The organism is Methylotuvimicrobium sp., from assembly GCF_050611805.1.
In the GTDB taxonomy this organism is placed as follows: domain Bacteria; phylum Pseudomonadota; class Gammaproteobacteria; order Methylococcales; family Methylomonadaceae; genus Methylotuvimicrobium.
In genome coordinates, this window is the sequence record NZ_JBNGHF010000012.1 from 1 (window position 1) to 26,460 (window position 26,460).

Annotated in this window: 23 protein-coding genes; 9 read left to right on the forward strand and 14 right to left on the reverse strand. The window is 49.4% G+C overall.

The features are described 5' to 3' along the window. Window positions 1-185 precede the first annotated feature (185 nt). Window positions 186-2,765 (reverse strand): ATP-dependent chaperone ClpB, encoded by a 2,580-nt coding sequence (gene clpB / locus ACRJJO_RS07840; protein ID WP_431065295.1) that lies wholly within the window; start codon window positions 2,763-2,765, stop codon window positions 186-188. A gap of 318 nt (window positions 2,766-3,083) precedes the next feature. Here clpB and ACRJJO_RS07845 point away from each other — a divergent pair, with 318 nt between their 5' ends. The 5 genes from ACRJJO_RS07845 (at window position 3,084) to ACRJJO_RS07865 (ending at window position 5,726) form a co-directional block, all read left to right on the forward strand. Beyond that, the gene (locus ACRJJO_RS07845; protein ID WP_125220269.1) at window positions 3,084-3,818 is read left to right on the forward strand and encodes a DUF1538 family protein; all 735 of its coding nucleotides are present in this window, start codon (window positions 3,084-3,086) and stop codon (window positions 3,816-3,818) included. Beyond that, window positions 3,815-4,606 carry a DUF1538 domain-containing protein gene (locus ACRJJO_RS07850; RefSeq protein ID WP_125220270.1) on the forward strand — a complete coding sequence of 264 codons (792 nt, stop codon included), beginning with the start codon at window positions 3,815-3,817 and terminating at the stop codon, window positions 4,604-4,606. Before ACRJJO_RS07845 ends, ACRJJO_RS07850 begins: the two co-directional genes overlap by 4 nt. Before the next feature lie 12 nt (window positions 4,607-4,618). Then, on the forward strand, window positions 4,619-4,969 hold the full coding sequence (locus ACRJJO_RS07855; RefSeq protein ID WP_014149434.1) for a P-II family nitrogen regulator: 351 nt from the start codon (window positions 4,619-4,621) through the stop codon (window positions 4,967-4,969). After that, window positions 4,966-5,373 carry a CBS domain-containing protein gene (locus ACRJJO_RS07860; RefSeq protein WP_431065296.1) on the forward strand — a complete coding sequence of 136 codons (408 nt, stop codon included), beginning with the start codon at window positions 4,966-4,968 and terminating at the stop codon, window positions 5,371-5,373. Before ACRJJO_RS07855 ends, ACRJJO_RS07860 begins: the two co-directional genes overlap by 4 nt. A gap of 149 nt (window positions 5,374-5,522) precedes the next feature. Continuing rightward, a complete protein-coding gene (locus tag ACRJJO_RS07865; protein WP_014149436.1) occupies window positions 5,523-5,726 on the forward strand; it encodes a cold-shock protein in 204 nt (67 codons plus the stop codon). Window positions 5,727-5,819: 93 nt separating this feature from the next. On the opposite strand, the gene ACRJJO_RS07870 is transcribed toward ACRJJO_RS07865, so the two are convergent. The 4 genes from ACRJJO_RS07870 to ACRJJO_RS07885 all read right to left on the reverse strand — a co-directional run bounded on the left by ACRJJO_RS07870 (window position 5,820) and on the right by ACRJJO_RS07885 (window position 12,698). Continuing rightward, window positions 5,820-6,695, reverse strand: coding sequence for a hypothetical protein (locus ACRJJO_RS07870; protein ID WP_431065297.1), 876 nt, complete (start codon window positions 6,693-6,695; stop codon window positions 5,820-5,822). A gap of 378 nt (window positions 6,696-7,073) precedes the next feature. Further along, the gene (locus tag ACRJJO_RS07875) at window positions 7,074-9,329 is read right to left on the reverse strand and encodes a TonB-dependent receptor (RefSeq protein WP_431065298.1); all 2,256 of its coding nucleotides are present in this window, start codon (window positions 9,327-9,329) and stop codon (window positions 7,074-7,076) included. A 3-nt stretch (window positions 9,330-9,332) separates the two neighbouring features. Continuing rightward, entirely contained in the window at window positions 9,333-11,891 is a 2,559-nt protein-coding gene (locus tag ACRJJO_RS07880) for a fused MFS/spermidine synthase (RefSeq protein WP_431065299.1), read from the reverse strand. A gap of 96 nt (window positions 11,892-11,987) precedes the next feature. Beyond that, window positions 11,988-12,698, reverse strand: a complete 711-nt coding sequence (locus ACRJJO_RS07885; protein WP_431065300.1) for a hypothetical protein — start codon at window positions 12,696-12,698, stop codon at window positions 11,988-11,990. A gap of 304 nt (window positions 12,699-13,002) precedes the next feature. Here ACRJJO_RS07885 and ACRJJO_RS07890 point away from each other — a divergent pair, with 304 nt between their 5' ends. Next, on the forward strand, window positions 13,003-13,212 hold the full coding sequence (locus tag ACRJJO_RS07890; protein ID WP_014149441.1) for a cold-shock protein: 210 nt from the start codon (window positions 13,003-13,005) through the stop codon (window positions 13,210-13,212). Between the two features lie 349 nt (window positions 13,213-13,561). After that, on the forward strand, window positions 13,562-14,101 hold the full coding sequence (locus ACRJJO_RS07895; protein WP_431065301.1) for a DUF2796 domain-containing protein: 540 nt from the start codon (window positions 13,562-13,564) through the stop codon (window positions 14,099-14,101). A gap of 3 nt (window positions 14,102-14,104) precedes the next feature. On the opposite strand, the gene ACRJJO_RS07900 is transcribed toward ACRJJO_RS07895, so the two are convergent. Beyond that, the gene (locus tag ACRJJO_RS07900) at window positions 14,105-14,686 is read right to left on the reverse strand and encodes a DUF3299 domain-containing protein (protein WP_431065302.1); all 582 of its coding nucleotides are present in this window, start codon (window positions 14,684-14,686) and stop codon (window positions 14,105-14,107) included. A 65-nt stretch (window positions 14,687-14,751) separates the two neighbouring features. Here ACRJJO_RS07900 and ACRJJO_RS07905 point away from each other — a divergent pair, with 65 nt between their 5' ends. Further along, the gene (locus ACRJJO_RS07905; RefSeq protein ID WP_431065303.1) at window positions 14,752-15,441 is read left to right on the forward strand and encodes an ABC transporter ATP-binding protein; all 690 of its coding nucleotides are present in this window, start codon (window positions 14,752-14,754) and stop codon (window positions 15,439-15,441) included. Beyond that, window positions 15,438-16,694 carry an ABC transporter permease gene (locus ACRJJO_RS07910; RefSeq protein WP_431065304.1) on the forward strand — a complete coding sequence of 419 codons (1,257 nt, stop codon included), beginning with the start codon at window positions 15,438-15,440 and terminating at the stop codon, window positions 16,692-16,694. Before ACRJJO_RS07905 ends, ACRJJO_RS07910 begins: the two co-directional genes overlap by 4 nt. Before the next feature lie 163 nt (window positions 16,695-16,857). On the opposite strand, the gene ACRJJO_RS07915 is transcribed toward ACRJJO_RS07910, so the two are convergent. The 8 genes from ACRJJO_RS07915 to ACRJJO_RS07950 all read right to left on the reverse strand — a co-directional run bounded on the left by ACRJJO_RS07915 (window position 16,858) and on the right by ACRJJO_RS07950 (window position 26,332). Then, on the reverse strand, window positions 16,858-18,114 hold the full coding sequence (locus ACRJJO_RS07915; RefSeq protein ID WP_431065305.1) for a tetratricopeptide repeat protein: 1,257 nt from the start codon (window positions 18,112-18,114) through the stop codon (window positions 16,858-16,860). After that, entirely contained in the window at window positions 18,114-18,827 is a 714-nt protein-coding gene (locus ACRJJO_RS07920) for a TonB family protein (RefSeq protein WP_431065306.1), read from the reverse strand. Before ACRJJO_RS07920 ends, ACRJJO_RS07915 begins: the two co-directional genes overlap by 1 nt. Continuing rightward, on the reverse strand, window positions 18,824-19,231 hold the full coding sequence (locus ACRJJO_RS07925) for an ExbD/TolR family protein (RefSeq protein WP_125220281.1): 408 nt from the start codon (window positions 19,229-19,231) through the stop codon (window positions 18,824-18,826). The genes ACRJJO_RS07920 and ACRJJO_RS07925 overlap by 4 nt, the downstream gene beginning before the upstream one ends. 13 nt (window positions 19,232-19,244) lie before the next feature. Next, window positions 19,245-19,745 (reverse strand): MotA/TolQ/ExbB proton channel family protein, encoded by a 501-nt coding sequence (locus tag ACRJJO_RS07930; protein ID WP_014149449.1) that lies wholly within the window; start codon window positions 19,743-19,745, stop codon window positions 19,245-19,247. 5 nt (window positions 19,746-19,750) lie between these two features. Beyond that, a complete protein-coding gene (locus ACRJJO_RS07935) occupies window positions 19,751-21,094 on the reverse strand; it encodes a MotA/TolQ/ExbB proton channel family protein (RefSeq protein WP_431065307.1) in 1,344 nt (447 codons plus the stop codon). Then, window positions 21,091-21,858: a DUF3450 domain-containing protein gene (locus ACRJJO_RS07940; protein WP_431065308.1), complete on the reverse strand. Its 768-nt coding sequence runs from the start codon at window positions 21,856-21,858 to the stop codon at window positions 21,091-21,093. The genes ACRJJO_RS07935 and ACRJJO_RS07940 overlap by 4 nt, the downstream gene beginning before the upstream one ends. Before the next feature lie 373 nt (window positions 21,859-22,231). Then, window positions 22,232-24,373, reverse strand: a complete 2,142-nt coding sequence (locus tag ACRJJO_RS07945; protein WP_431065309.1) for a TonB-dependent receptor plug domain-containing protein — start codon at window positions 24,371-24,373, stop codon at window positions 22,232-22,234. A 687-nt stretch (window positions 24,374-25,060) separates the two neighbouring features. Further along, window positions 25,061-26,332 carry a sulfite exporter TauE/SafE family protein gene (locus ACRJJO_RS07950; RefSeq protein WP_431065310.1) on the reverse strand — a complete coding sequence of 424 codons (1,272 nt, stop codon included), beginning with the start codon at window positions 26,330-26,332 and terminating at the stop codon, window positions 25,061-25,063. Between the last annotated feature and the right edge of the window lie 128 nt (window positions 26,333-26,460).

Consider the following 26,460-nt stretch of genomic DNA (forward strand, 5'->3'; position numbering starts at 1 on the left):
TCAATTTTTGAAAACTTGGCTTGCAATAAACGAGGAGTCCATATATGAGTATAAGATTTCCGACTCTTTCAATAGCCGTATTGCCATCCATATCGACTATGGATGGCAATAACTGTCCTAAGCTAAAACCTCTCCTCAGCCCTTCACTGAGAGAGATCTGAGGAAGCGCCAAGGGCTTCGAGAAATCAAGCCGCTTTCGAAAACGCCAATGTACCGCCTTCGACATCGACAACAATTTTGTCGCCCGGACAGAATTTTCCACCAAGAATCTCTTGAGCGAGCGGGTTTTCCAATTGATGCTGTATCGCGCGTTTCAGCGGTCTTGCGCCGTAAACCGGATCGAAACCGGCTTCGCCGAGTTTATCCAGAGCCGCCTCGCTCAACTCCAAATCGATGTCGTGATCGAGCAGGCGTTTACGCAAATAGCGAATCTGAATATCGGTAATCGCACGAATTTGATCGCGGCCCAGCGGATGAAATACGACAACATCGTCGATACGGTTGATGAACTCGGGACGGAAATGATAGCCAACCACTTCCATCACGGCCGCTTTCATTGCCGCGTAATTTTCCTCGCCGGCAAGCTCTTGAATACGGTCGGATCCTAAATTCGAGGTCATCACGATGACGCTGTTGCGGAAATCGACCGTCCGTCCCTGCCCGTCGGTCAACCGGCCGTCGTCGAGCACCTGCAGCAGCACGTTGAACACATCTGGATGCGCCTTTTCGACCTCGTCGAGCAAAATCACCGAATAAGGCTTGCGCCGCACCGCTTCTGTCAAATATCCTCCTTCTTCGTAACCCACATAGCCCGGAGGCGCGCCGATCAGACGCGCGACCGAATGTTTCTCCATAAACTCGGACATATCGATGCGCACCATCGCATCCTCGGTATCGAACAAGAATTCGGCCAGTGCCTTGCACAGTTCGGTTTTACCGACGCCGGTTGGTCCCAAGAACAGGAAAGAACCGTTCGGACGATTAGGATCGGAAAGCCCCGCCCGCGAACGACGGATCGCGTTGCTGACCGAAATCAGCGCTTCGGTTTGTCCGACCACGCGCTTTTGGATCTGCTCTTCCATGCGCAATAATTTGTCGCGCTCGCCTTCCATCATTTTCGAAACCGGAATACCGGTCCATTTCGAAACAACTTCGGCGATTTCCTCATCGGTTACCTTATTGCGAAGCAGTTTCATTTCCTGCATCTCGGCTTGCGACGCCAAATCCAACTCCTTGACCAGCGAAGGAATCACGCCGTATTGCAATTCGGACATGCGGCTCAAATCGTTCGCGCGACTGGCGACTTCCAATTCCAACCTGGCTTGTTCCAGTCTTTCCTTGATCGCGGTTGTACCTTGCAGCGCAGCCTTTTCAGCCTTCCAGATTTCGTCAAACTCGGAATATTCTTTTTCCAGATTCTCGATCGCTTCCTCGAGGCTTTCCAAGCGTTTCTTAGAGGCATCGTCGGTTTCGTTTTTCAGCGCTTCGCGTTCGATCTTCAATTGAATCAAGCGCCGTTCGAGTCTATCCATCGCTTCCGGTTTCGAATCGATTTCCATGCGGATGCGACTGGCCGCCTCGTCGACCAAATCGATCGCCTTGTCCGGCAATTGCCGATCGGAAATGTAACGATGCGACAGCGTTGCAGCAGCGACGATCGCGGGGTCTGTAATTTCGACGCCATGATGCACTTCGTATTTTTCCTTGAGGCCACGCAATATTGCGATCGTATCCTCGACGTTCGGCTCATCGACCAGGACTTTTTGGAAACGGCGCTCCAAGGCCGCGTCCTTTTCGATGTATTTGCGGTATTCGTCTAGGGTGGTCGCACCGACGCAATGCAACTCGCCGCGCGCCAAAGCGGGCTTAAGCATATTGCCGGCATCCATCGCGCCTTCCGCCTTACCTGCACCGACCATCGTATGCAATTCATCGACGAATAAAATGATTTGTCCGTGTTGCTTGGCAATGTCGTTAAGCACCGCTTTCAGGCGCTCCTCGAATTCACCGCGGAATTTGGCGCCGGCGATGAGCGCGGCCATATCAAGTGACAACAATTGTTTGCCCTTGATACCTTCGGGAACCTCGCCATTGACGATGCGTTGCGCCAAGCCTTCGACGATCGCGGTCTTGCCGACGCCGGGCTCGCCGATTAGCACCGGATTGTTTTTGGTACGACGCTGCAAGACTTGAATCGTGCGTCGGATTTCGTCGTCGCGGCCAATCACCGGATCGAGCTTGCCTTGTTCGGCTTGCTCGGTAAGATTGATCGTATATTTGCTCAAGGCTTGACGTTGCTCCTCGGCGTTGGCATCGTCGATGTTTTGTCCGCCGCGGACATTGTCTATGGCTTTTTCGGCTGCCTCTTTCGTAACGCCGGCTTTTTTTAGAATATCTTGTAGAGCGCCCGATGTTTCGGAGGCGGCCAATAAGAATAATTCGCTCGAGATGAATTTATCGCCGTGTTTTTGCGCGAGCTTGTCGGTCACATTCAACAAGCGCGACAATTCGTTGGAAATCTGCACGTCGCCACCGATTCCTGAAACGGTCGGAGTGCGTTCAAGCACCTTAGTTAATTCAGCCTGCACGATATTCGGGTTCGCGCCGATTTGCGACAACAGCGGACGAATACTGCCGCCGTCCTGGTTTAATAACGCCAGCATCACATGGGCCGGTTCGATAAATTGATGATCCTTGCCTAAAGCCAAGCTTTGCGCATCGGCCAACGCCATCTGAAACTTGCTGGTCAGTTTATCCATTCTCATGTTGTTTACCTCATCGGTGAATTTGTATATTACTCCTAACATGGAGGGTAACCGGCTGTTTTTCAAGCTCGCCGAGAAAAATTACTCTTTTTTCCGGCCATGTTCGCGTTAATCCGAGAAAAAGTATTTCAGCTCGTTTCTGTCGTTACTGGACGCTGGAGCGTCCAGGGCTGCATTCCCACGCTGGAGCGTGGGAACGATAATCTTTCCTCTTTCCCCTTTCCCCTTTCACCTTTCACCTTTCACCTTTCATCTTTCACAAACTAGCCTTACCCACATCCATTAAGATAGAATCTTAATGGCCTACAAGGAGTAATCATGTTTTTGCGCAATAATCGTTTTGTCAGACAGATCTTCAGCAGTTTTTTGGATTTAGCCCCTATTTTGGTCGTGGTATTGGTTTTTCAAATCGCGGTCATACAACAACCCATTCCCGATGTACTCAACTTGATCGTTGGCTCCTTGTTTGTTGTATTGGGCTTGACTTTTTTTATGCTCGGCCTTGAACAAAGCCTGTTTCCGATCGGCGAGTCGATGGCTTATGCGTTTGCCAAAAAAGGCAGCTTGTTTTGGCTGTTGTTTTTTTCGTTCTGCCTCGGCTTCGGCACGACCGTTGCCGAACCGGCGTTGATTGCCGTAGCGAGCGAAGCGGCCAATGTTGCAGCAAAAGGCGATGTCATCGAAAACACCGAAACCGCTATCAATCAATACGCTCTCGGCTTAAGACTGACTGTTGCAGCATCTGTCGGTTTCGCTATCCTAATAGGCGTACTCAGAATTATCCGAGGCTGGCCTCTGCACTATATAATCATCGGCGGCTATTGTACGATTGTCGCGATGACACCGTTCGCTCCTGCTGAAATCATCGGCATTGCTTACGATTCCGGAGGCGTGACGACTTCAACCATAACGGTACCGTTGGTGACCGCTTTAGGTGTCGGTTTAGCCAGTTCTATCAAAGGCCGCAATCCGATGATCGACGGTTTCGGTCTTATTGCTTTCGCCTCGCTAACACCGATGATGTTCGTCATGGCTTACGGGATGTTGGTATGATCGATTGGTTAATTCATTTTTCTCAAGGCTTTTTGGAAACCTGCCGCGACGTTTTGCCGATAGTAGCTATTATCATCGGTTTTCAAGTATTGGTCATTCGTAAACCCATTCTTCATCCGGCACGAACCTTTCTCGGTTTCGTCAATGTCCTAATCGGTATTACGTTTTTTCTGGACGGTTTAAAAATGGCGCTGTTCCCGCTCGGCGAATTGATGGCCACGCAATTAACCGCGCCGGAATTTCTCGGTATTGCGGCCGATACAGAACAGGCCGATTGGCATGACTATCTATGGGTCTATTTATTCGCCGCTTCCATCGGTTTTGCCACGACATTGGCCGAACCTTCGCTGCTGGCAGTCGCGGTTAAAGCCGAGGAAATATCGGGCGGTGCAATCGGCGCGTGGGGACTTAGAATCGCGGTCTCGATCGGCGTTGCATTCGGCATCTCATTAGGCGCCTATCGTATTGTTACCGGAACTGAACTTTATTATTACATCATTGCCGGTTATATCGTTGTAATTATCCAAACCGTCTTCGCGCCTAAACTCATTATCGGATTAGCCTACGATTCGGGGGGCGTCACAACGTCAACCGTGACCGTACCATTAGTCGCCGCATTGGGGTTGGGGCTTGCTTCGACGGTACCGGGACGCAATCCCTTACTTGACGGTTTCGGTTTAATCGCTTTTGCTAGTTTATTTCCAATTATTACTGTTTTGGCCTATGCACAGCTCGCCGAGTGGCGAAATAAAAAACGAAATTCATCCAATCAAAGCCCATCCAAATAACCGAGGAATGCCATGCGTTTCAAATTAATCATCGCCTTTGTTGAAGACTCAAAAACCGATCTTGTGCTCGATACCGCCCGAAAAAGCGGCGCCAAGGGCGCAACCGTGATCAACCATGCCAGAGGTGAAGGCATGAAGCAATCCAAGACCTTTTTCGGCCTGACCTTGGAAACTCAACGGGATGTATTGATGTTTCTGGTTGAGGAACATTTGAGCCGCTATATCCTCGAAAAAATCGCCAAAGCAGCCGAATTCGACGCCACATCAGGCACCGGCATCGCTTTTAAAATCGATGTTGAAGATGCGATCGGGGTGATGCATCAAGTCGAACAATTAACCCAAGAACTGGAAGATGAAATATGATCGATAAAACTAAAATCATTCATGTCAGAGACGTCATGAAAACCGACTTTTCGATGATCGAAGGCTCGGCCTCGGTCAGCGATGCATTAAAGCTGATGAAGTCGCAAAAAACCTCGGTACTGGTCGTCAATAAACGCCATGAATTCGACGAATACGGCTTGGTTACCTCCGGCGATATCGCACGCCATGTATTGGCTAAAGATAAGGCTCCAGACCGCGTAAATGTCTATGAGATCATGGCTTGCCCGGTGATTCAGGTCTCGCCCGATATGGATATCCGTCTTTGTTCAAGATTGTTTGCAAACTACAACTTAGTTCGCGCGCCGGTTATCGAAAACGGCAAGGTTATCGGCATGGTTAGTCCGAATGCACTGGTGCTGGACGGCATGTACCGAAACCTTTAATGGTATTAGGCTTTAAAAAAAGCTACAATTTTGCCCGATCAGAAAACCGATCTTGAGTGAACGCCTACCTGTTTTAGGTTGATGTCCGGCAATCAATCAGGTCGTTCTGCGTCACACAGTAAGTTAATATTAGTAGGAGTTTTAAAAAAATGGCAACAGGCACTGTAAAGTGGTTTAACAACACGAAAGGCTTCGGCTTTATTGAGCCGTCGGAAGGTACGGAAGACGTCTTCGTTCACCATTCAGTCATCCAGGGAGAAGGTTTTAAAACATTGAGCCCCGGACAATCGGTACAATTCGAAATCGAATCGGGCCCTAAAGGCCTGACAGCCGCGAACGTTATTCCAGGCTAACGGACGCTTCGCTCAACGAAAAAGGCCCTTACCTGGATGGAAAGGGCCTTTTTTAATGTCTTAACTAGAGCGTCGCCACACACTTGCTAAAGGTTATAAAATCGACCTAGGAAATAGACGCCAACTAAAGAATAACCCGAAAGCACTGGCCATCAAGAAAAAGGCTGCTGGTATAGGCACCTCGGACAAACTTGGATCCAATACCCGAGAGGAAACTGCCGCTTGAAATTGGTGGTTAGGCAACTGATTATTGAATAAGATAAAAAATGGATCCGAAGGCGTAGGTCGTTGATCCGAAAACAGACTCATTTCCACTAAATAAGCTCCAGCAGGACCGCCATTCGCTGTTCCAGGGTTGGTTTCCAGAAACCAATTCAAATGCGTATGCAATAAGCCATTGGCGGCAGCCGAACCTACTATCAGAGATTCCGCACCGGACACGCCTTTTCCTGAATAGTTCGTAGAGCCCTCGGTTTTGGGCGGACAGATAAGACGGCCGCAGCTTTGATCAATAACCGGATCTAATAGTCTTCCACCGGCTAGCCTAATCTGAACATTATCCGGTGCAATATTCCAGGCACCTGTTGCGGGATTCCAGAACTCCATCACACCGAGTGCCTGATAAAAAACCACCTCGTTTCCAGCAAGCGCACCGGCGGCAGACTGAAACCCGGGATTGTCAGTTGCATGCTGCCCGGAAAATACAAAATGTGTAAAAGCGGTGACATAAATATCTTTACCGGTTTCAAAATCGGTCGGCAGAGTATTGGGCGGAAGCCCCAAACTTTCGACGCCGGCAATATCGCAGCCAAGCTCGGGACGCGAACAAAAACCGGCTTGGATACTCGAGCTTACACGAGACACCTCAATATCTTGATGAAATGACGCCAACGCCTGAGTAGATGGTATAAAAAAAACCGCAGCCAGCAACAAGCTTGGCCAAACGATGGGTTTAATCGACACACTCATTGTATTCTCCCGCCCCTTGAAGGCCTTATAGTCAAAAAGTTGATACTATACCTTTCGCACTTCAAATTTCGGCAGTGCCTAACTAGGGACCGATCACCCCAGTACCGAATCTTGATCTACGATGGGTATAAAAAAATTTAAACGGTTTACCTATTGCCTGAGACTTCGGGCAAATATCCGTTTTGATTTTGAGCTCTACAAACTCACAATATTATTATTGCAATAATATAACATTACTTATAATATTTTTACCCAGACTTATTTGTAAAAAACTGGCATAATTTCTAAACCATATTATTCAATATCTTAGGCCATAGGTACTGAATTTGTTAAGACTGGATAGCTTTCACTTCCCTCGTTCATTCGTCTGTTTCGTGGCTAAAAATAGGCCCGGAAACCTATTTCCAAACTCATTCCGGGCTCCGGTGCAATGTTGCGTAAAAAAGATGTGGAATTGCGGATCGGCGAATCGCTTAAATTCGAGGCCTTTCCAAACAGAAGGACTCTTTGCCCCGACTCCGCATGCCAGTCATATGAAACGTCGAGATCGAAACGGTGATAAGAAGGCGTCTCGGTTTCATCGATTCCTGGCCTGTCTTGCGCCAAGGCCTGGGTAAAACGTAGCGCACCCTGCCAAGCGTTTTTCTGCAAACCGACTTCGAATCCGTAACGTTGCGGCGGCAAACGCGGCACGTCGCCCAGCGTCCTATCCTTAAAACGCCCGCGAACGTAATCGGAGAATAAGGTCAGATGCGGCATACCCCAATCGAACGACGGGTGAATTTTAATTTCCACTTCGTAACCGTAAAATTCCGCATCGTCGCCGCGAAAACCAAAGACAGGAAAACACCCTTCCAACTTGACACAAGCAGCTACTAATCTATTGCCTTCCAATTCGAAAAAGCCGAATTCAGAAGTTAAATTCTCCTGATAAATGAAATCTTTGACATCCTTTTGATAAACATTGCCTTGTAATGAAATCAAGGCATCATCGTAACGAATCCCGAGTTCGCGGTTACTTGCCCGCTCAACCGACAAATCCAAGGTACCGATATCAAAAGTGCGATTGGCCGGGTGCGGCCCTAGCGAATACAATTCATGGATATCCGGCGCGCGCTCCGAGTTTTGCCATGCCAAATAAATCGAACCGCCTTCGAAAGGTCTGTATGTAATACTCGCGGCCAACGAACTGGGTTTATGCGTCAATTTGCGAGTCGGCACCTCAAGCGCCTGCCCGAAAACCGTCCCTTTCAATAGTTTTGCATTGGGCTCGGTCACCTGCCGTTCATAACGGCCGCCGAACTCCAAGGTTAACTCATCGAAAAGATCCAGTTTTTCGGTAAAAAACAAACCCAAAGAATCGATTTGCGACTGAGGAACAAGATCGATTAGCTTTTCCCCTTCAATTTTCGGACTTTTAGCCAAAAACTCGCGTTCTTGCCATTGCAAACCCAAAAAACCGGACCACTGATCGATCAATCGATGCTCTAGTTCAAAACGAGTTTCCAAAACCTCATTGGTAAATAAGACCGAAAATTCAGACTCGCCTTCTTCATGTTCGTAATCGACAAAACCGGTCTTGACCGAGACCGACTCGATGTAGGGAATTGGATTGAACAACATGGCCTCGACATCGTAACGTCGCTGCTCCATCGCAAAACGCACCGCCTCGCCCTGATCGCTCCCCCCCGGTGCCACTCCGACATGACTATGGCCGCCCGGGTCGCCCGGCGGCAAACCGTAAGCCTTATAGGTATGGTTGTAACTGGTTCCTATATAGCCGAGATCGCCGATCAAGGAGATCCCGGCCGAACCGCCCCGGCTTTCCCCATCAGTATTTTTGATTTCGCCTTTGCTGTTGTTCAAAGGCGCATCGGTTTTCAGTTGTTTACGAAGCGCCGCTTCATCTAATGCGAAGCCCGGAATCCGGGTATTTTCGTTGCCGCGTTGAAAATAATCGAGATGGACGGCAACGTTACCTTTGCCGGCGTCGATGCCGACCATGCCGGCATTTTCTTTGGGATTGTGGTCATAGCGGTACTCGGCAGTGCCTTCGATCGGTTTTAACGGTACGCTATCGGGAATGCGCTTATGCTTGACATCGACGACGCCGCCGATTGCCCCGCTGCCGTAACGCAAGGTAGCCGGTCCTCTGTGAATCGTAATACTATCGGCAAGTAACGATTCGGCCGCGACCGCATGATCCTGACTCATCGCCGACGCGTCGTGCGAGCCGATTCCGTCATGCATCACTCGCACCCGAGGACCGCCCATGCCGCGAATGATCGGCTGGCCGACTCCGGGACCGAACGAAGCATTGTAAACCCCCAGTTCGCGTTCCAAGGTTTTGCCCAAGGTACTCGCCGATTTCAAGCGTAAATCGATATCGGATAATTCGGATGTCGAATCAGCCGTCGGCGCGATGCCTTCGATGACCATCTTTTCAAGTTCCACATCGTATTCGCCGGTTTCGGGCTCGGTGCTTTCGGTTGTTTCTATCGAGTCTTGTTCAGCACTTTCGAAAACAGTCTCGCCGTTTTCAGAATCATCCGCTTCGGATGCCCAAAGCATGCCGCTCGCCGTTAAAATGCTCAACGTTAACGCTATCCAATTAATGACGGTGAGAATTTTCATGGTTCAGAGACCCGGCAAACGGTAAAGCACATCTCTTGCGCCTGGAATTTCAGGACGAATCTCAATCAGTTTTTCCAGCCATTGACGCGCGGTTTCAGGTTCTTTTTGGGCTTTGCCGATCGCCATGCTGACAATTTGAGCATAAGCCAGCGTGAAATCGGGACTGGTTTCAACCGATTGCAAATAGCCGCTCAATGCTCTGGCTTCGTCCTCGTTGTGGTTGATCATCGTCGCAAAATAAAGATTACGCGCCTTGACGAAGGCATCAACCCTTTCGGTAAATTCGGCATTGGCGTCACTGCTCAAGGACGACAAGGCGCTTGCTTGTTTAAACTGTAACGAGTTTAACAACGCTGCGAAGGAGGCATAAGAAGCAACGCCGCGTTTAAGAGTAAACTTCGGCGCATCGAATAAAATAACGGGGTGATCATCGGTATTGATTGGAGCACCTTCGGCATAATCGGCCAACATGCGATGATCGGCCAGAAAATGCCCCGCCAATTGCACGGAACTTCGCACCGCCGCCAAATGCAGGTGTTGTTTTAAAGGTTGATTGAAGCCGATCGTGCTTTCGATTGCTTCGGGACGGGCCGTATCCCCGGACAATGCAATCAAAGCCAGCGAGGGATAGCCCAAATCGAAACCCGCCAACCAAGCTTCGGTCTTACCGAACACCGATTGAAAGGTTTTGATCACCGAACGCAGCATCGCTTCATCCATTTGATATAGAGGCAGCCATTGGCAATAGAGCCCTCCCGGCATCAATCGCTCTGCAATCGCTTGGAAATGTTCTTTGGTATAGAGCAGACCGCCGCCATCGCGGCCGGGATGAAATAGATCCCCTATCACTACATCATATTGCTGAGACGACGTTCGAACATAACGTCTGGCATCGGACGTATAAAGACGAACACGAGGGTTCTTGTGTAATTCGGCATTGTACGGCGAAAAATAAGGCAATAACGCCAAGGATTCCGGCACTAATTCGACCGCATCGATCCGGGATGCTCGATGAGTCAGCGCGGCGCCGGCGGTTACGCCTGTTGCTACGCCGAGATACAGAACATCGGACGGCTTCGGGTGTAACAACATCGGCACATGAGTTTGCATGCGTTGCAGACGCAGTGCGCGAACGCCTGTTCCGCCCATTTGGAAACGATTGTTGACACGAAGATTGCGTTCGTTCTGCTGTTCGATTACAGCCACCGAGGCCATCGCGCCTTCCCGGTACTCCAATACCGACTCGCCGGGCCTAAGGGTAACGATCTGCAAACGACCGGGTAACAGCAATACCAGGATTGCCGGTAGCGCATAAGCCCAGCGGGGTAAAATCGAAAACTTAGGCAATAGCAGCCAATAAGCCAATGCAATGCCGATCAATGTCCATTGGACACCGAGCAGCGGCACCAAAACGACACCCGCGACCAAAGGGGCTGCCAAGCCGCCGGCCATATTGACACCTAAGGCCCAACCGACGCCACCCGTAGCATGCCGGGCCGATTGTGCAAGATGACTAAATAAGGCACCCATGATTAAAGTCGGCGGCAACAGCACCGGTAAGGCCACGGTCAATTCGGCTAACAGCACAGCATCTAAACTATCGCCGAGACCGGTTCTTACCCACCAATATAAACCATGCGTTAAATAAAGCACCGAAAGTCCGGTGAGACAAAACAAACTCAAAGAGAACAACAAGCTCGTCAACAAACGATCGCCATCGCGGTTGCGACCGAAGCGGTGATAAAGCCCTGCGCCGATTGCTGTGCCGGTCAAATAAACGGCCAGCACCGCTGCAAAACTGTAAACGGTGCCTTCTAGCACCTGAGCCATCACCCTTACCGTAACGACTTCATAGGCGATACCCAAAAACCCTGTGATCAACAAGCGCCAAAACAGCGGCAACGGTTGCTTATGCGCCTTTATGACTCTCGTTTTTTCGGGAAGCGATAATTCAGACTTTAGAAAGTAAAACAATCCGGCGGATAATGCGACCAAAGCATTGATAAATGCCAATGCAAACAGTGTTTGACGGTACCCTAATAGCGGCATCAGAGCATAGCTTGCAACCAGCACGCCCAGCACTGCACCGGCCGTGTTGACCGAATACGCCAGCGCTATTTGACGCGGATCGGCTTTGATTTGCGCTAACCAGCGATCGGCTGCCGGCAGCGTTGCGCCCATCGCCAGTGTAGCCGGTAACAATGCGAAAAACGGTACGAGAAAGGCGACAAACCAAAAATGCAGTAAGCCCGGCTCGACGCCAAGCCAAGCTCGCGCCCAATCATTGGCGGTTGGAATGACAAACGCGCTAACCAACGCCCAAAGGCCGATGATCAACTCCAGACCGGCGTACCATAGGGCAGGACGCCGGCTCACGCTGACCCACTTGTCCAGCACAAAAGCACCTAAAGTAAGCCCTCCGAAGAAAGCCGCAACCACTGCCAACATCGCGGTGAGTTCGTGTCCCAGTCCGACCGCAAACATGCGCGTCCAGACCAGTTGATAGCCCAGACCCGCAACGCCGGATAAAAAAAGCAACACTACCGCGACGAATGAAGCCATTGTTAATAAAACCTATAAATCACAAAAACGTTTCGACGCCATTTAAGGCGACGAAACGTCATTAACTAAAACGGATGGAGTGAGGAAAACTTAAGCTCAAGCAATCATGACTTTCCGTCGACCAAATCCCAACAATGCCAATGCCGACCCGAATAGCCAAACCGCCGCGGGGACTGGAACGGCGGCGATCGCTTGCTCGAATGACTCGTGTCCGAAGGTCCCGCCTTCATTCAGGTGAAACGCCAAAAAGAATTTATCGGAAACATTACCGATAGGTGTCAATCCAGTATCATTAAGCGTATCGAACACAGACAATTCCAACAAATAAGCGCCATCGTCCGGATTAACGCCGCCGGCTTTGCCGATTTGGAATTCGACATGAGTATGCAGACCGCCGCTGCTACTTACAGACCCGATAAAACCCTGATCACCAAGGCCATTGGTTGCAGAAACAATGTTGGTTATCGAAGCTTTCTCAATCTCAATTTGTTCATTAAAACCTGTGGAAAGCCAGCTCGAAGAAAGTACATCCCATTTTTTCAAGGTGTTTTCGACTTGGTACCAAATTAGACTATTGCTAACTAAACCGAAACCATTGAACCCCGGATCGTCGGTTCCGTAAGGATTGCCGAATTCACCGAAATCGGCTTCAAATAATTTATAACCGCCGGCCAGCATCGCTTCATTGTGCGGATCGACAATGATTTTATTGTTCTGCAAGGTCAGTTCGATATCCGAATGCGCCAATGCATTCGAACTCATAAAAACGGCCAAAAGGCCGATCGAAAAGAGTTTTAAGCTTTTCATGTTTAAAGACTCCCAATAAAAATAAGAATGAAGAATTGCTGCAGCAATATTAAATCGCCAATGAAATGTTATAATGTAACATTCAAAATTGCAAGCCACTTCTCATTTTCTCCATTCATACCGTTCGCACTTCAAATTCCAGCCAATTTCTGCAAGTTGATTTCTTAACCCAATAGTGGAGTTGATAATAATTTGTCACGTAGACTGAAATTTAAATTGCTTTCCTGATAAGCCGGCTATATTATAAGAACCGTTTATTTCAACGCCATCCTGGTATGGCACATTACAAGTAAAAGAGAGTGTTATGTCCGAGTTAGTTACAGGTACCGTTAAGTGGTTCAATGATGAAAAAGGTTTTGGATTTATTGAACAAGAAGGCGGCAAAGATGTCTTCGTTCACCACAGCGCAATTAACGGCACCGGCCGGAAAACTTTGCGTGAAGGCCAAAAGGTCACGATGGAAGTGAGCCAAGGTCAAAAAGGCCCTCAAGCAGAGAACGTAACACCTGCTTAAGTCCGATTAAAAAAAACGCCCGTTTCTAACGGGCGTTTTTGTATCGAACGATTGATACAATCTTTGTCATAGTCTTTCAAATCGGCTTCGTGACGTTTTTTGTTCGCGACAAAAAGTCAGCTAAACGAATTGACTCTTTGAAAATGCCTGTCTTTCGCGATCGCAAGTATTGCCACCGCAATTACATTCGTTTAATTTACTTCTATCGGTTCTTAGCTGCATTTTTGATCCCGCTTGACGGCAATTGATTGCTTAGCAGCACGCATGATATAACATAACTTCCTAGAGTAAGCCGAGCGAAGCGCGTATCCGATTAAACCATCTCGTTTATCCCAAAACAGTATTGACTATGAAAAGCCGATTCTTAATCCCATTCCTGTCGCTTTACCTATTTTCCGACCCTACCTTGTCGGAAAAACGCCATCATGATGCTCATATTCATGGCGTCGCCGAACTGAATATTGTCATCGAGAACGATAGTGTATTAATCGAATTCGAGTCCCCTGCGATCAATCTGATCGGCTTTGAGCACAAGCCTAGAACCGATGCACAGCAACTCGAATTGCATAATGCTTTGGCGTTATTGAATGACGTCGACATCATTGCATCGTTCGAAAAAGGCGAATGCCGCGCAGCCGAAACGCATATCAGCGGACCTTTCGACGATGACGATCAAGAAGAATCGGAACACGGCGAACCGGAAGAACATTCCGAATTTCATGCTACTTATACCCTATCGTGCCAAAACGCATCGACCATCGACTCTGTCCGCACTCAACTATTCGACCGTTTTCCCGGCTTTGAAGCCATTCGAGTTCGCTGGATCGGTAGCAAAGGGCAAGGCACGGCACTCTTGAACAATCAATCGTCGATTTTTTCGATCGAATAAAACCTATTCTTCCTCGTAATCTTCGATCGTTGCGACTTGCATCGAATAGGCGGATACGGCCTTGCCGGTGCCGACATCCTTACTAAATAGCGAGGTATTCAATACCCCTTGAAACCAAAACGGCATATAAAGATCTTCCAGCTTAAAGCCTTTCGGGTAGGCGACATGAATCAACTGATTGGGCGGCGGCGGCGGAACATGGATACAAGCCCCGAAATACGGCACCACGAAAAACTCGGTAACCTGATGTTTGTCGTTAAACTCCAAAGGCACCATAAAACCCGGAATTCGAACTTTAGTTTCGTTTAATTCCGGCCTCACGTCGGTCGAAACCAAAGCCTTTTGATAGGCACTGTCCGCCGCCTGCTCGATGGCTTGACGCACTTGATTCGAAATCTGCGAATCGAGCGGGATTTCTGGCGTGTCGTGCGTGATCTCCGGCCCGTTCATTAGAGCATCCAAATCGCTTTGCGGCATCAAGTCGGTCCACTCGAGGGTCTTATAATTATCCGCCGACACCGACAAAACCGGCATCGCCAACGCCAAGCACAAGATGAGTTTTAACAAGGTATGAACTATTTTCATCGGAAAGTAACCTATAGTGATTTAGTGTAACATTATAGCTTTTAGCAACACACTCTCGCACCCGCATGACAGATTTCGACTATGCACTCGATCTACAAAACGTCTCTTTCAGTTGGCATAAACGCCATGCGCCGGTATTGAAGATTACCGAGTGGCGAGTCGAACCGGGCCGGCGTATTTTTTTGCACGGCGCATCCGGCTCCGGCAAATCAACCTTACTGAGCTTAATCAGCGGGATACTCGTTCCGACAAGCGGACACATCAAAGTGCTCGACACCGACTTAACAAAAATCGGCGGCATGGCCCGCGACCGTTTCCGTGCCCGCCATATCGGCGTTATTTTTCAGCAGTTTAATCTATTGCCCTATCTTTCTGTTGAGGCAAACATCAATCTAGCCGTCAAGTTCGGCAACCGTCATGACGCCAATAATAATGAAATTAGCGCCTTGACCCAACGCTTGGGCCTCGATCGATCTATTCTTACCCGCAAAGCAGGTCAACTGAGTGTCGGCCAACAGCAGCGCGTCGCTGTTGCTAGAGCCTTGATCAACCATCCCGAATTGATTATCGCGGACGAACCGACTTCTTCTTTGGACAGCGATACGCGCGATGAATTCATGCGCGTTTTACTCGAATCGGCCGCTCTGAATCGAACCACGGTTATTTTTGTCAGTCATGATAAATCGCTGGGGCACTATTTCGACCAAGAAATCAGCCTACATGATCTGATGCAAGCCGGAGAATCGAAAGTATGATGTTAAAACTGGCCATTGCCAGCCTTTGGAACCGAAAACTTACCGTAACGCTGACCGTGTTATCGATCGCGGTCGGCGTTTTTCTATTACTTGGCGTCGAACATATTCGTAGCGAAGCCAAGAACAGCTTCAGTAAAACGGTCTCGGGCGTGGACCTAATCGTCGGCGCCCGCACCGGCCCTTTGAACTTGCTGCTTTACTCGGTATTTCATATCGGCAATGCTTCGAACAATATCTCTTGGCAAAGCTACCGGGAATTCTCGCAAAAACCCGAAGTGGCCTGGAGTATTCCGATTTCGCTCGGCGACTCGCATAAAGGCTATCGCGTGGTAGGCACCAGCCGAGATTTTTTCGAACATTTTCATTATGGGCAAAAGCAAAACCTAGCATTTAAATCGGGCCGCGCCTTCGATGGCGTCTACGAAGCGGTAGTCGGTGCACAAGTCGCCAAAACGCTAGACTACCAACCCGGCCAATCGATAACGCTGGCGCATGGCATCGCTAAAGTCGGCTTCAGCAAACACGACGACAAACCGTTTATTGTGACCGGCATTCTCGCCCCGACCGGGACGCCGGTCGACCAAGCCGTTTATGTTAGCTTGGCGGGCATCGAAGCGATACATATCGATTGGCAAGGAGGTGTGCACATACCGGGCCGTTCGATTGGCGCCGAAGACGCGCTCAAACATGACTTAACGCCGAAATCAATAACAGCCTTCATGGTCGGTTTAAACTCGAAAATCTCATTGTTTTCACTGCAACGGGAAATCAATAACTACCGAGACGAGGCCTTAGTCGGCATCATGCCGGGCATCACGTTGATGGAACTGTGGCAAATGATAGGAGCGCTCGAAAACATTCTGCAATTGATTTCGATACTGGTATTGTTTGCAACGCTTATGGGACTGTCGACGATGCTGTTGGCCTCGATGAAAGAACGCGAACGCGAAATGGCGGTGTTACGCGCAATTGGCGCGCATGCCGGATCATTGTTTTTCTTAATCGAAATCGAAGCCTTGGTTGTCACAGTAACCGGAATCCTAGTCGGCAGTACGGCCCTTTGCATTGCTCTATTGACTGCGCGGACGGAACTCAGCGAACAATACGGCCTATTTATCGGCATCAATCCGTTTACGCCGCTTACATTCCAATATTTACTTGGAATTTTAGCGGTCTCTTTTGTACTGGCACTGCTACCGTCGGTTTCAGCGTATCGCAATTCGCTGGGCAGCGGTTTGGTTGTCAGAACTTAGCTAAGCGGTGAACGGTGAACGGTGAACGGTGAACGGTGAACGGTGAAATAATGCGGCATTTAATCCATTTGTCAAGCCCTAATTTCCCCTTTCCCCTTTCCCCTTTCCCCTTTCCCCTTTCCCCTTTCACCTTTCCCCTTTCACCTTTCCCCTTTCACCTATTTCAAGACTCCCCCAACCCCTCTCCCCGCCCATGATGTTTATGCCGTTTTTCTCCGCGCTCCATACGCTTCAACCAATAGGCTGCTTCTTGTTTGACATCGGCCACATTCAGCACCGCCTCCAACGACTGACGAGCCAGCGCTTCATCTTGAGACTTGAGGGCCGCAATACCCAACCACAAACGCACATGCGCCTTGCGCTTCAAGCCGCCTTTGCGCAAGCTTTTTTGAAACGCCTGTTTGGCTAACGCCCAATCGCCGCGTTGCATTGCAATACGTCCGGACAACATATAATCCTCGCCGTTAGGGGACAGCGCCGCTGCCTCGGTCAAAATCCGGCGGGCTCTATCGTGTTCTCGCGCCAATTGCCAGCAACCGAACAAGAGCTTCAAGTTTTCATAATTGCGAGGCATCCGCTTATTCTCGATTTCCGTTTCCAGCAATCGGGCTGCCTTAGACGGATAACCTTGTTGCGCATGGAATTTCACTAAATTCAAAACGTCTTCTTGCCGGACTTCACCGATATAATAAGCCAGCATCATCGTGGATATAGCCCGGTCATGGCGATTTTGCTGGGTGTAGAGACCGCTTAGATAACGCCACCATTGACGCTTGTTAGGCGAATCGGCGATCAAGCGTTTAACGAGAGGCTCGGCTTTCGCAAAATCTTTGCGATCGACATAAAGCGACAATAACAATTGAATCCACTCGGACGGAGGCGACTTTTTTAGGGCCACGGCTCTTTCCAAATGACGGATTGCCGAACGGGACATGTTCGCACGATAGGCGGCATAGGCCACCATATAATAACTATCCGCATCGGCTTTCGGTTCTCTTTGCAGCCACCGCTCCAAATGCGTCACGCTCTCCCGGTAAGCTTCCAAATGAAAAGCCGCTTGACCGGCAATGTTACGCAATCCATGTTCCGCATCGGCGTCGAGCAGTTTACTGTTTAAAGCCTCGTTAGCGGCTTGCCTGGCCCCCCTAAAATCGTTCGCTCCGGAATAGGCATAAGCCAGATATTGCTGAACGACAGCATGATCGTAGGATTTGTCGGCAGTCTTGCTTTGGATTGTTCTCAATTGACGCAAGGCTTGCTCGGATTGGCCTTTCCGTAATGCTACATCGGCTTCTTTGAGAACCTTGAAAGTTTCTTCGCTAACGGCTTTTTCCTGTGCGTGAACAGCCAGCGCGCCAAACAGAGTCAACCCAACTAAAAAAGCGGTCCTAAACAATCGAAAATAAGTTTGTTTATTCATTAATTCAACGTAAATGCAAAAACTTGCCGAGCGCGCACCGGTACTGGATTCCCTTGTTCGTCGCGACGCGGCTGAAAACGCCAGCGACGTACGGCACGCAATGCCGAACGATCGAAAGCACCGGAAGGCTTACTGTTGATTATGACCGGATCGGTCACGGTCCCTTCGGTCGTCACCGTAAATTCAATGAGGACTTCGCCCTCGACCCGGCGAAAGCGTAATCGATCAGGATAGTTAGGTTGAATACGCGATATGGCTGTCAACTCATCGGCCATGATGAAAGACGGTGCAGCCGGAGCGGAACCTCGCCCGGATCCCGGGACAGTTCCAAACTTGCCCGTCTTGCTTTGTCCGCCACTAATTACGGACGGCAATGTTGGGCCCGAAATATTCATCCGAGGACTTGCCGGCACATCGACTCTCAAAGCCGGTACTTGCAAGGGTAAGGCTCGCAAATCGGCAGCCGGAGAACGTTGTTGCGGCATCTGCTCGGAGAAGGTTTCCGTTTTTTGCGGCTCGGGTTTCGGTGGCGTTTTTCTCGGCGAACGCGAAATCGCCTCCGGCTCCGGCCTTTGCCGGATAAAGTCGAAAAACGCCGAATCAGTGGTTCGAATCCATTGCTTACCCTGTTCGGCGGTAACCAATTGGATCATGACCCAAAACAGCAGCAAGTTGATCGCCGATGCAGCCGTGAATGTCAGCACCAGTCTCATAACTCTTCAGTCGCTGCCACCGCGACGCGGGCGATTCCGGCCAGTCGCGCCTGATCCAAGACTTGCATGACGAGCCCGGTTTCGGAACGTTTGTCGGCCAGAATCAGTGCCGAGGCCTCCGGTGCTTCGGCATGCAAGCGTTCGACATGACCGCGTACCGCGCGAACGTCGACTTGTTGTTGCTCGATCCAAACTTCGCCGTCTCTGGTCACGGCAATCAGAATGCCGGCCTGATCCTGGCGTTCGGCGGTCTGCGCCGTCGGGCGGTCGACCTCGACGCCGGTTTCCTTGACGAACGACGAATTGACCGCAAAAAATATCAATAAAATGAACACCATATCGATCAACGGCGTCACATTGAGCCCGGCTCCGAAACTCGGCGGGCGAGTATGTTGACGTTGCATTAACGTAATCTCATCATTCGGTTAATTGCGAAGTAAATTTTTCGCGCGCACGTCTGGCGCGGGATTCGAGATTGGCGGCGAAGAACAAGCCCGATAAGGCCGTAATTAAACCCGCCATCGTCGTGATTAGCGCTTCCGATATGCCTGCGGCCATGCCGCGCGCATTGCCGGCGCCGAACGCATTGATCACTTCGAAGACCTTGATCATCCCCGATACGGTCCCAAGCAGCCCGAGCAATGGTAAGATTTGCGTCAATATGTCAACCGTCTTGAGTCCGCGCAACACTTGCGAAAAATATTGCGAAGCCAAGCCTTCCTTCAAGCGTTGCTGGCAAAAATGCCGCGAAGCCGAACGATTTCGCCAATAATCCAATAATTCGGCCTGCAAACGCGGCAATTGAAAATAAAAAAACCAGTACCGTTCCAATATCAACGTCCACATCAACACCGATACCACGAGAATCGCCCAAAGCAAACCGCCGCCTTGATCGAAAAAACTCAGCACCTTTTCCATAGTATTTAAAGCTCGGTTGTCGGTTGCTCGTATTGTTCGAACAATCGAGTGCTTTGTTGATCGAGAATTTCGACGATACGGTTGGCCTGGGCATGCAAGAAACTTTGCAGCAGCAATAACGGTATCGCAACGGCCAAACCAAGTTGCGTCGTCACCAAAGCATAAGAAATGCCGCCGGCCATCAATTTCGGATCGCCGGTACCGAATAACGAAATCGACTGGAAGGTCTCGATCATACCGATCACGGTACCGAGCAATCCCATCAACGGTGTAACCGCGGCAAATACCGTCAATGCCGTCAATCCGAAAAACAAACGACTGCTTTCCTGACCGACCGCCTCGTCGAGACGCGCGGCCAGAATCTCGCTACTTCTAGCCTGTACCGAAACGATGCTGTTTCTGAGCCGGCCCAAAGGATTATTGTCGAGATTCTCATCCTTAAGCAATTGGCCTTTGATACGCAGCCACGCCATCGACAGAACCGCACCGCGCCATAACACGATTAAAAAGCCGGCGGCGCCGATCGCCAGTATCAAATAACCGATCGCACCGCTCTGATTGATTCGTTCGATCAAGTCAGGCGATTCCACCAACAAGGCTAAAATCGCGCCTTTCGACGGATCGACCGCCATCATGCGCCAACCGTCCTGGGCCTCTTCCAATTCGAAAGCCATACGCTGGTGTCGCGGCGCGGGCTGCCGGGCGAGTTCGACCAATTTATGCCCGTCCGGTAAGAAACGCAGAAACTTGCCTTCCGACACGGCATTGAACGCACCGATACGCGTCACGGTTTGCTGTTTTTCCTCGCCGTCCAAAGTAATAACCGGACCGGTAAAGCGCGTGACCTTGCCGGTTTCATGCATTTCATCGATCAAAACCAGCCAGAGGCTTTGCAAGGTTTCCATCGACACCGCCGATTCGCGTTGAATGATCTTATTCAGAAACTCGCCTCGATCCCGATATTGCGCCGAAATCATCGAACGGTCCAGCAACGAGCCGATTTCGGCCGCATTTTGCTGAACCATCGCGAATAATTCGTTCAACTCGCCGGCTTGAGAAGCGATTTGCCCGTCCATCTCGGCCAGCTTGTTTTCGTTTTCTTGAAACGAACTCCGCAGTTTCTCCGCCTTTTGATCGGCGACGGCCAATTCATTACGCAGTTTATTCAGTTTGGCTTGCTGCCGATCGCGCTCCTGAATGAAAAGAAGTTCGCGTTCTTGATCGAAACGAATATCCTTGGCAGCCTCTCTTCGAACCTTGCTCACCAATTCGTCTAAGGTCGAAGCAGCATGAACCGAGCCATTCGCCCACAAAAGAAGAAAAACTAAAAACCAATTCAGCCTCTTCATGGCTTAACCTCCGGCGCTACGACAGGCAGCATCAGCAAATCGGGCGGCGTTTGTTTTTTCGCAACGCGAATCGCCTTCTCGAGCGAATCCCGTTGCGCCGCATCGAGCGCTATCCATTTTTGTTCCGACGGCAACCAGAAACCGCCTTCGTCACCCTTAAGCGTCAGATAATACAAACCGACCCGACCCAGCCGTAAAAATTCGACCGAGCGAGGCTCGCCTTCGCCGTTCAAGGTGCCTTGATAGGATTCCAAGTTATGCCCATACTCGGCCTCGACGCGATAGGCTTCCATGATGCGCCGATATTTTTCGGTCACGGAGACGTCGGAGCGGTGCATCATTTGCTTTAATTGCTGCAGGCGTTGCAAGCGTTCATCAAGCAGAAAAGGCGTATCCAGGCTAACGAATTCATCCAGCACATCGATCATGCGTTGTAGAAACGGCACGATCTGCTGCTGCATCTCGACGATATCGCGCATTTGGGTTTCTTTTCTATGCATTTCGGCTTTTTGATCGTCGACCAATCGCGCCATTTGTGTGACGTATGCCGATAAATCCTCCAGCCGGACGGCTCCGCTGCGATATTCGTCAAGCATGGCTTGATTCTGATCGTCCAGTTTATCGATGCGTTTTTGAACTTGAGCGCCTTGCTGCTGAGCGGAAAGTTGTTCCTGCAAGGCTAGATCGACGGCTCTTTGCGCGGGAGCTTGTGCACTAAAGACGATGGCGCCTAGCCCGAACATACTTCGTAAAAAATGATTCATGGTTTTTATTGCACAAGAAGAAAATACAGAGGAATGATACAAAATAACATAAAACACCGCGAGATTTTTGATAGCGGTTTTACAAAGAATTGTCAGATCAGTGACGCAAGCATCTTTAGCACTTTTAGACAGCGCAGATCTTGCGAAACGAAAAGAGATTCGATGCCTGCCGTCGGAATAGCCAGCCACAAATCGAGTTACACTGACTATTATCAACTGACATTGTCAACCGAGGCAGATAGTGGGAAAGACTTATCCGGCTTGCCGTCCTTGGCTGCGAATATCTTTATTCCGTCACCCGACGAATGAAAATGGATTTAAGCTTCTCCCAGCTCCAAAAAAATAGCCGGGTAAAACCTAAAAGCGGTCGGTCCTACCATTCATAATTCAGCGTCACATAGACATTGCGGCCAATGCCGGGTAAGCGATCCCCAACCGCTATCCCGCTGGCTTCATTATTGAGGGAGCGGTTCAAACCGTTCAAATGCACCCGGTAATCTTTGTCGAGCAGGTTTTCGACACCTACGCCAAGCTGCAGACCCTTATAGAGTTCAGCCTGGCCTCGAATGTTCCAGAGCGCATAACCCGAGGTTTTCGGTTCGGCATTGAACTTCGATACATCGCCTTGCCGCCAATAACCGACAACTTCGGTCCCTAAAGTCCACTTTTCGTGATCATAAAACAGCGAAATCAAGCCATTCAAAGGCGCGATACGATAAAGATTGTCATCGGCATCGGCCCGATCGCCTTTGACGTAACTGATCATGCTGTCGACTCGCCAGTTGTCCATGAACCGGAAACCGGCTTCTACGTCTGTACCGTATAGAATCGCATCGATATTGTTATATTGCAGCAAGGGATTGGGATTTTGATTGGCTGCAATCGTTTTTGCCACGCCGTTGGGCCCGGGAGTTCCCTGAATATAATCGTCGACATAGCGATAAAACGCACGCGGAGCGAAATAAAACGAACCGTGTCGCCAAGTAATGCCTAATTCACCCTGGTAAGATTTTTCCGGTTGCAAATCCAGATTACCTATATAGAGATAACCGTCTGCCAAACCGCCGGTCGCTTCAAACGGCGCCCATAGGAAGCGCTCCTGATAACTTGGCGAACGAGTCTTACGCGCGAAACCGAGTTCCACTTCCAGATCATCGGTCACATTATGACGAATGATACCGGTCAGGTCGTAATTGAAATCGGTTTTCTCACGATTTTGACTATTGAAATTGTTAGCCAACGTGGTTAGCGGGGGAGGCGTTCCAGTCGATGAAACCGTTCTTGAATTCATTTCGATATGATTGACCCGCGCGCCGAGCTCGACGGTCCAATCCTGTATCGGCGAGACAATCCATTCGGAGAAAAAACCGTAACGATCGCGCTCGGCCCCGTTGAAATTTTTTATCGAGAAATTAGGGTCAGTCGGATTAGTCACTGTCGCGTCATGATTCGCATTGTCGCCGTCGGCTCCGACCGTCATCGTACCTGACAACAGTGGAAAATCGATCGCCAATTTATAGCCGAAGCCGTCCGAATAATTATCTGAAACGCGTTTGTTCTGATTTTGCTGAGCGATCGTATTGCCTCTAACTCTTCGCAAACTGAAGTTATCCATCGTGTGCCGGATGTCCTGATAGTTGTAACTGGCTTTGATACCAACAACATCGTTGATTCTGCCGGCGTAGCTTCCAGTCAAGATGCCGCCTTCGGAAACGGTAATATCCATCGGCAACGCAGGTGTACCGGTCGGCCGCGTATAGTTATAGTTATAATCGACATCGAAAACATGGTCTTCGTAGCGGAAACCGTAGCCTACCTCGGCCGCTTCACGGTCGTGCTTAGTAGGAATATTGGCGCCGCCGGGAAATTCGAAATGATTGCCGAATTCCTTGCTACCGTAGGCATGGATTCGATGATTTTCATTCGCCAAGCCGTTATATAAGGCGCCATACCAACCGTCGTTGACGCTGTTGAAACCGGCCGAAAACTTGCCGGTCCAGTCAATCGGCTCTCCTTCCTCGGTAAATTCGGGACGCTTGGTTTCCTGAACGATCGCACCCCCGATCGTCTCGATGCCGCTGCTAACCGGCGCGATACCGCGGTACACTTTCAACAGACTGGTCATTCCCGCCGGCACATGACTCAACGGTGCATCCATGGAATTAGTACAAGCCGGTTTATAGTTCATGCCTTTAAAATCGACATTGACTCTGTCGCCGAACAACCCCCGATATTGGGCTATTCCGGACAAGGGGCCGAGCCCGTTGACATTAGCACCTGGTACACGCATCAGCAAATGCGCAGCATCATTAATACCCCCCTGTTCGGGCAGAACACCCGTCATATTCGGACGAATGATTTCACCGCGAATTTCCATGCGTTCCAGTTCGACGGTTTCTTTTTTCGGCTGCGTCTCTTCGTCGTTATCCGCATCCTGGGCAATTAACGGTTGAGAAACCATAAGCGTTACGGGTATGGCGATTAAATTTGCGGAAATAGATTTTTTAAACTTCATAAGACTCAAAAGGTTAGCTTGTTAAATACACATCAGCGCAATAAAAAATGGGGCATTCAACGAAAAATTTTTCAATAGAAAGATCATAAATTTGATAGATTGCAAAGAACAACCCGCAACACATTGGGTTAGGCCGAATAGCCTCAGAAGATAAGCACAATATAGCTTTTGAAATAAATAACTTAATAATAAACTTAACAAAAGCTGGCGCATGAAATTATACAATATCCATGCCACAATTAATTAACGACAAACCGACATCCGTTATCCTGCCAATCGATACTAGGAATTTAATTACATTACTCTTTCATGCTGAACGATTTTTATCCGCTAATGTTTAATATCTCTAACTTTGAAAGTTATCTGCGGAGAGCGAAATAATTCAATAGGGCATATCCCCTATTAATGGAGCATTTAACACACCAATAGGTCATTTCACACACATCAAAAAATGAACTCCACGTCAAAATCGCAACAACTGCAGCAATTTCCAATTTGGGGTATCAAAAAGGGCGTGGGGGCGGGGTGCTTGGCGAGGATGTCGGCAGCAGGGAGCTGCCACCAAGCCTCACGGATGGGCTTACAGCGCTCCTCGACAGGTATACCCCACACCTAAGATTAGGGGGCTGCTCAAACTGAGAATTGCTGCAACGACTGCGTTTTTTGATTAAATCTGTTACACCTAATCTATTGATTTTGTCCATCGGCCGCTAACATTTGCTTTACTTCATGCCAAACCGAAGCCATTTTTTGACGCACCGACTCATAATTTCCCGTCACCTTTCCTCGACCGGCTTCTGCTGTCGTAGCGGTTTGATCCACGACGATAAACGCTCCGGGGATCATGCCCATCCAACAACTCCACGGGACCACCCCACTTTCCGGCGGCGTAAACTCAATCGTTTGCTCGCCTTGCTGCAGCTTGATTTCCAATCCGTATTGAGGCACGACGATCGCGTTGTTGCATGGCGTCAACTCCTTACTATCGATTACCCATTTGACCGGAATGCCTTTGCGCAAGGTAAATTGATTCGGCGAATAACCGCTTCTTAACACATCCATGTGAATAATCTGTTCGGAGGGAAATTCTTGAGTCTCGGCAACGACCGGTGAAAAATGCAGCGACGCCCGTGCCAGCATTGTATTGAAATCCATGCCGGTACCGGTGACCGCCAAACCTCGATTCAACATGATCGCTCCCAATGCCATCACGATCGCACCGGATGCCTTCAATAATTTCGGCGTTAAATTCACCGACAATAGACTGGTTAGAAAGCCGAATCCCATCAACAATGGCAACGTGCCGAGGCCGAAAAAAAACAACAATACCGCGCCTTCGGTCCAACTGCCGGTGCCGGCTGCCATGACATACATCGCTTGCAAAGGACCGCATATGATCATCAAACCGTTCAATAAACCGATGATGAACGGATTACTGTGTTTGCGGTATTCCTTGCCGATAAAACGCATTACAAAACCGGGAGTTTTGATACGAAAATGACTCAACGACGGAAACCAATCCAGCATGTGCAATCCGAACAATATCAAAAAAATCCCGGCAGCGACGCCGACCGCTCCCTGCGTATAAGGCGTAAAGGCGACAACCGCTCCAAACGCGCCGAACAAAGCGCCGATCGAAGTATACGACAACGTTTTACCTATCCCATATAGAATATGCGCCCCGTGTGCCTTGTGTCCTTTCGCGGTGCTTTTGGCCGTGTAGCCGATGATCAACGGACCACACATGCCGACACAATGAAAGCTGGTGAGAAAGCCGACGATAAACAACAAGCCGTAACTCATATCTCTACCAAGCTTCGGCATGTCGGCGTGATTCATGAACCAGCTATCCAACCATAAAATGAGGCCGATGCCCGACAAAGCAATGATTATGAAGACAATTTTTTTTGTTGCGGTGATAACCGAGTGTTTTGCGGAAGTTTCGTTTGTCGTACTCATGAGCCGTTATTGACTTGAATAAATGCGTATTAATCGTGAGAATCGAATCCACGTTTTTTTTGGACCCTTTTTCACTAAAAAGAATCCTCTTAATTAAAATGGATTTCAGGCAGTTTTCCCAGGCATTA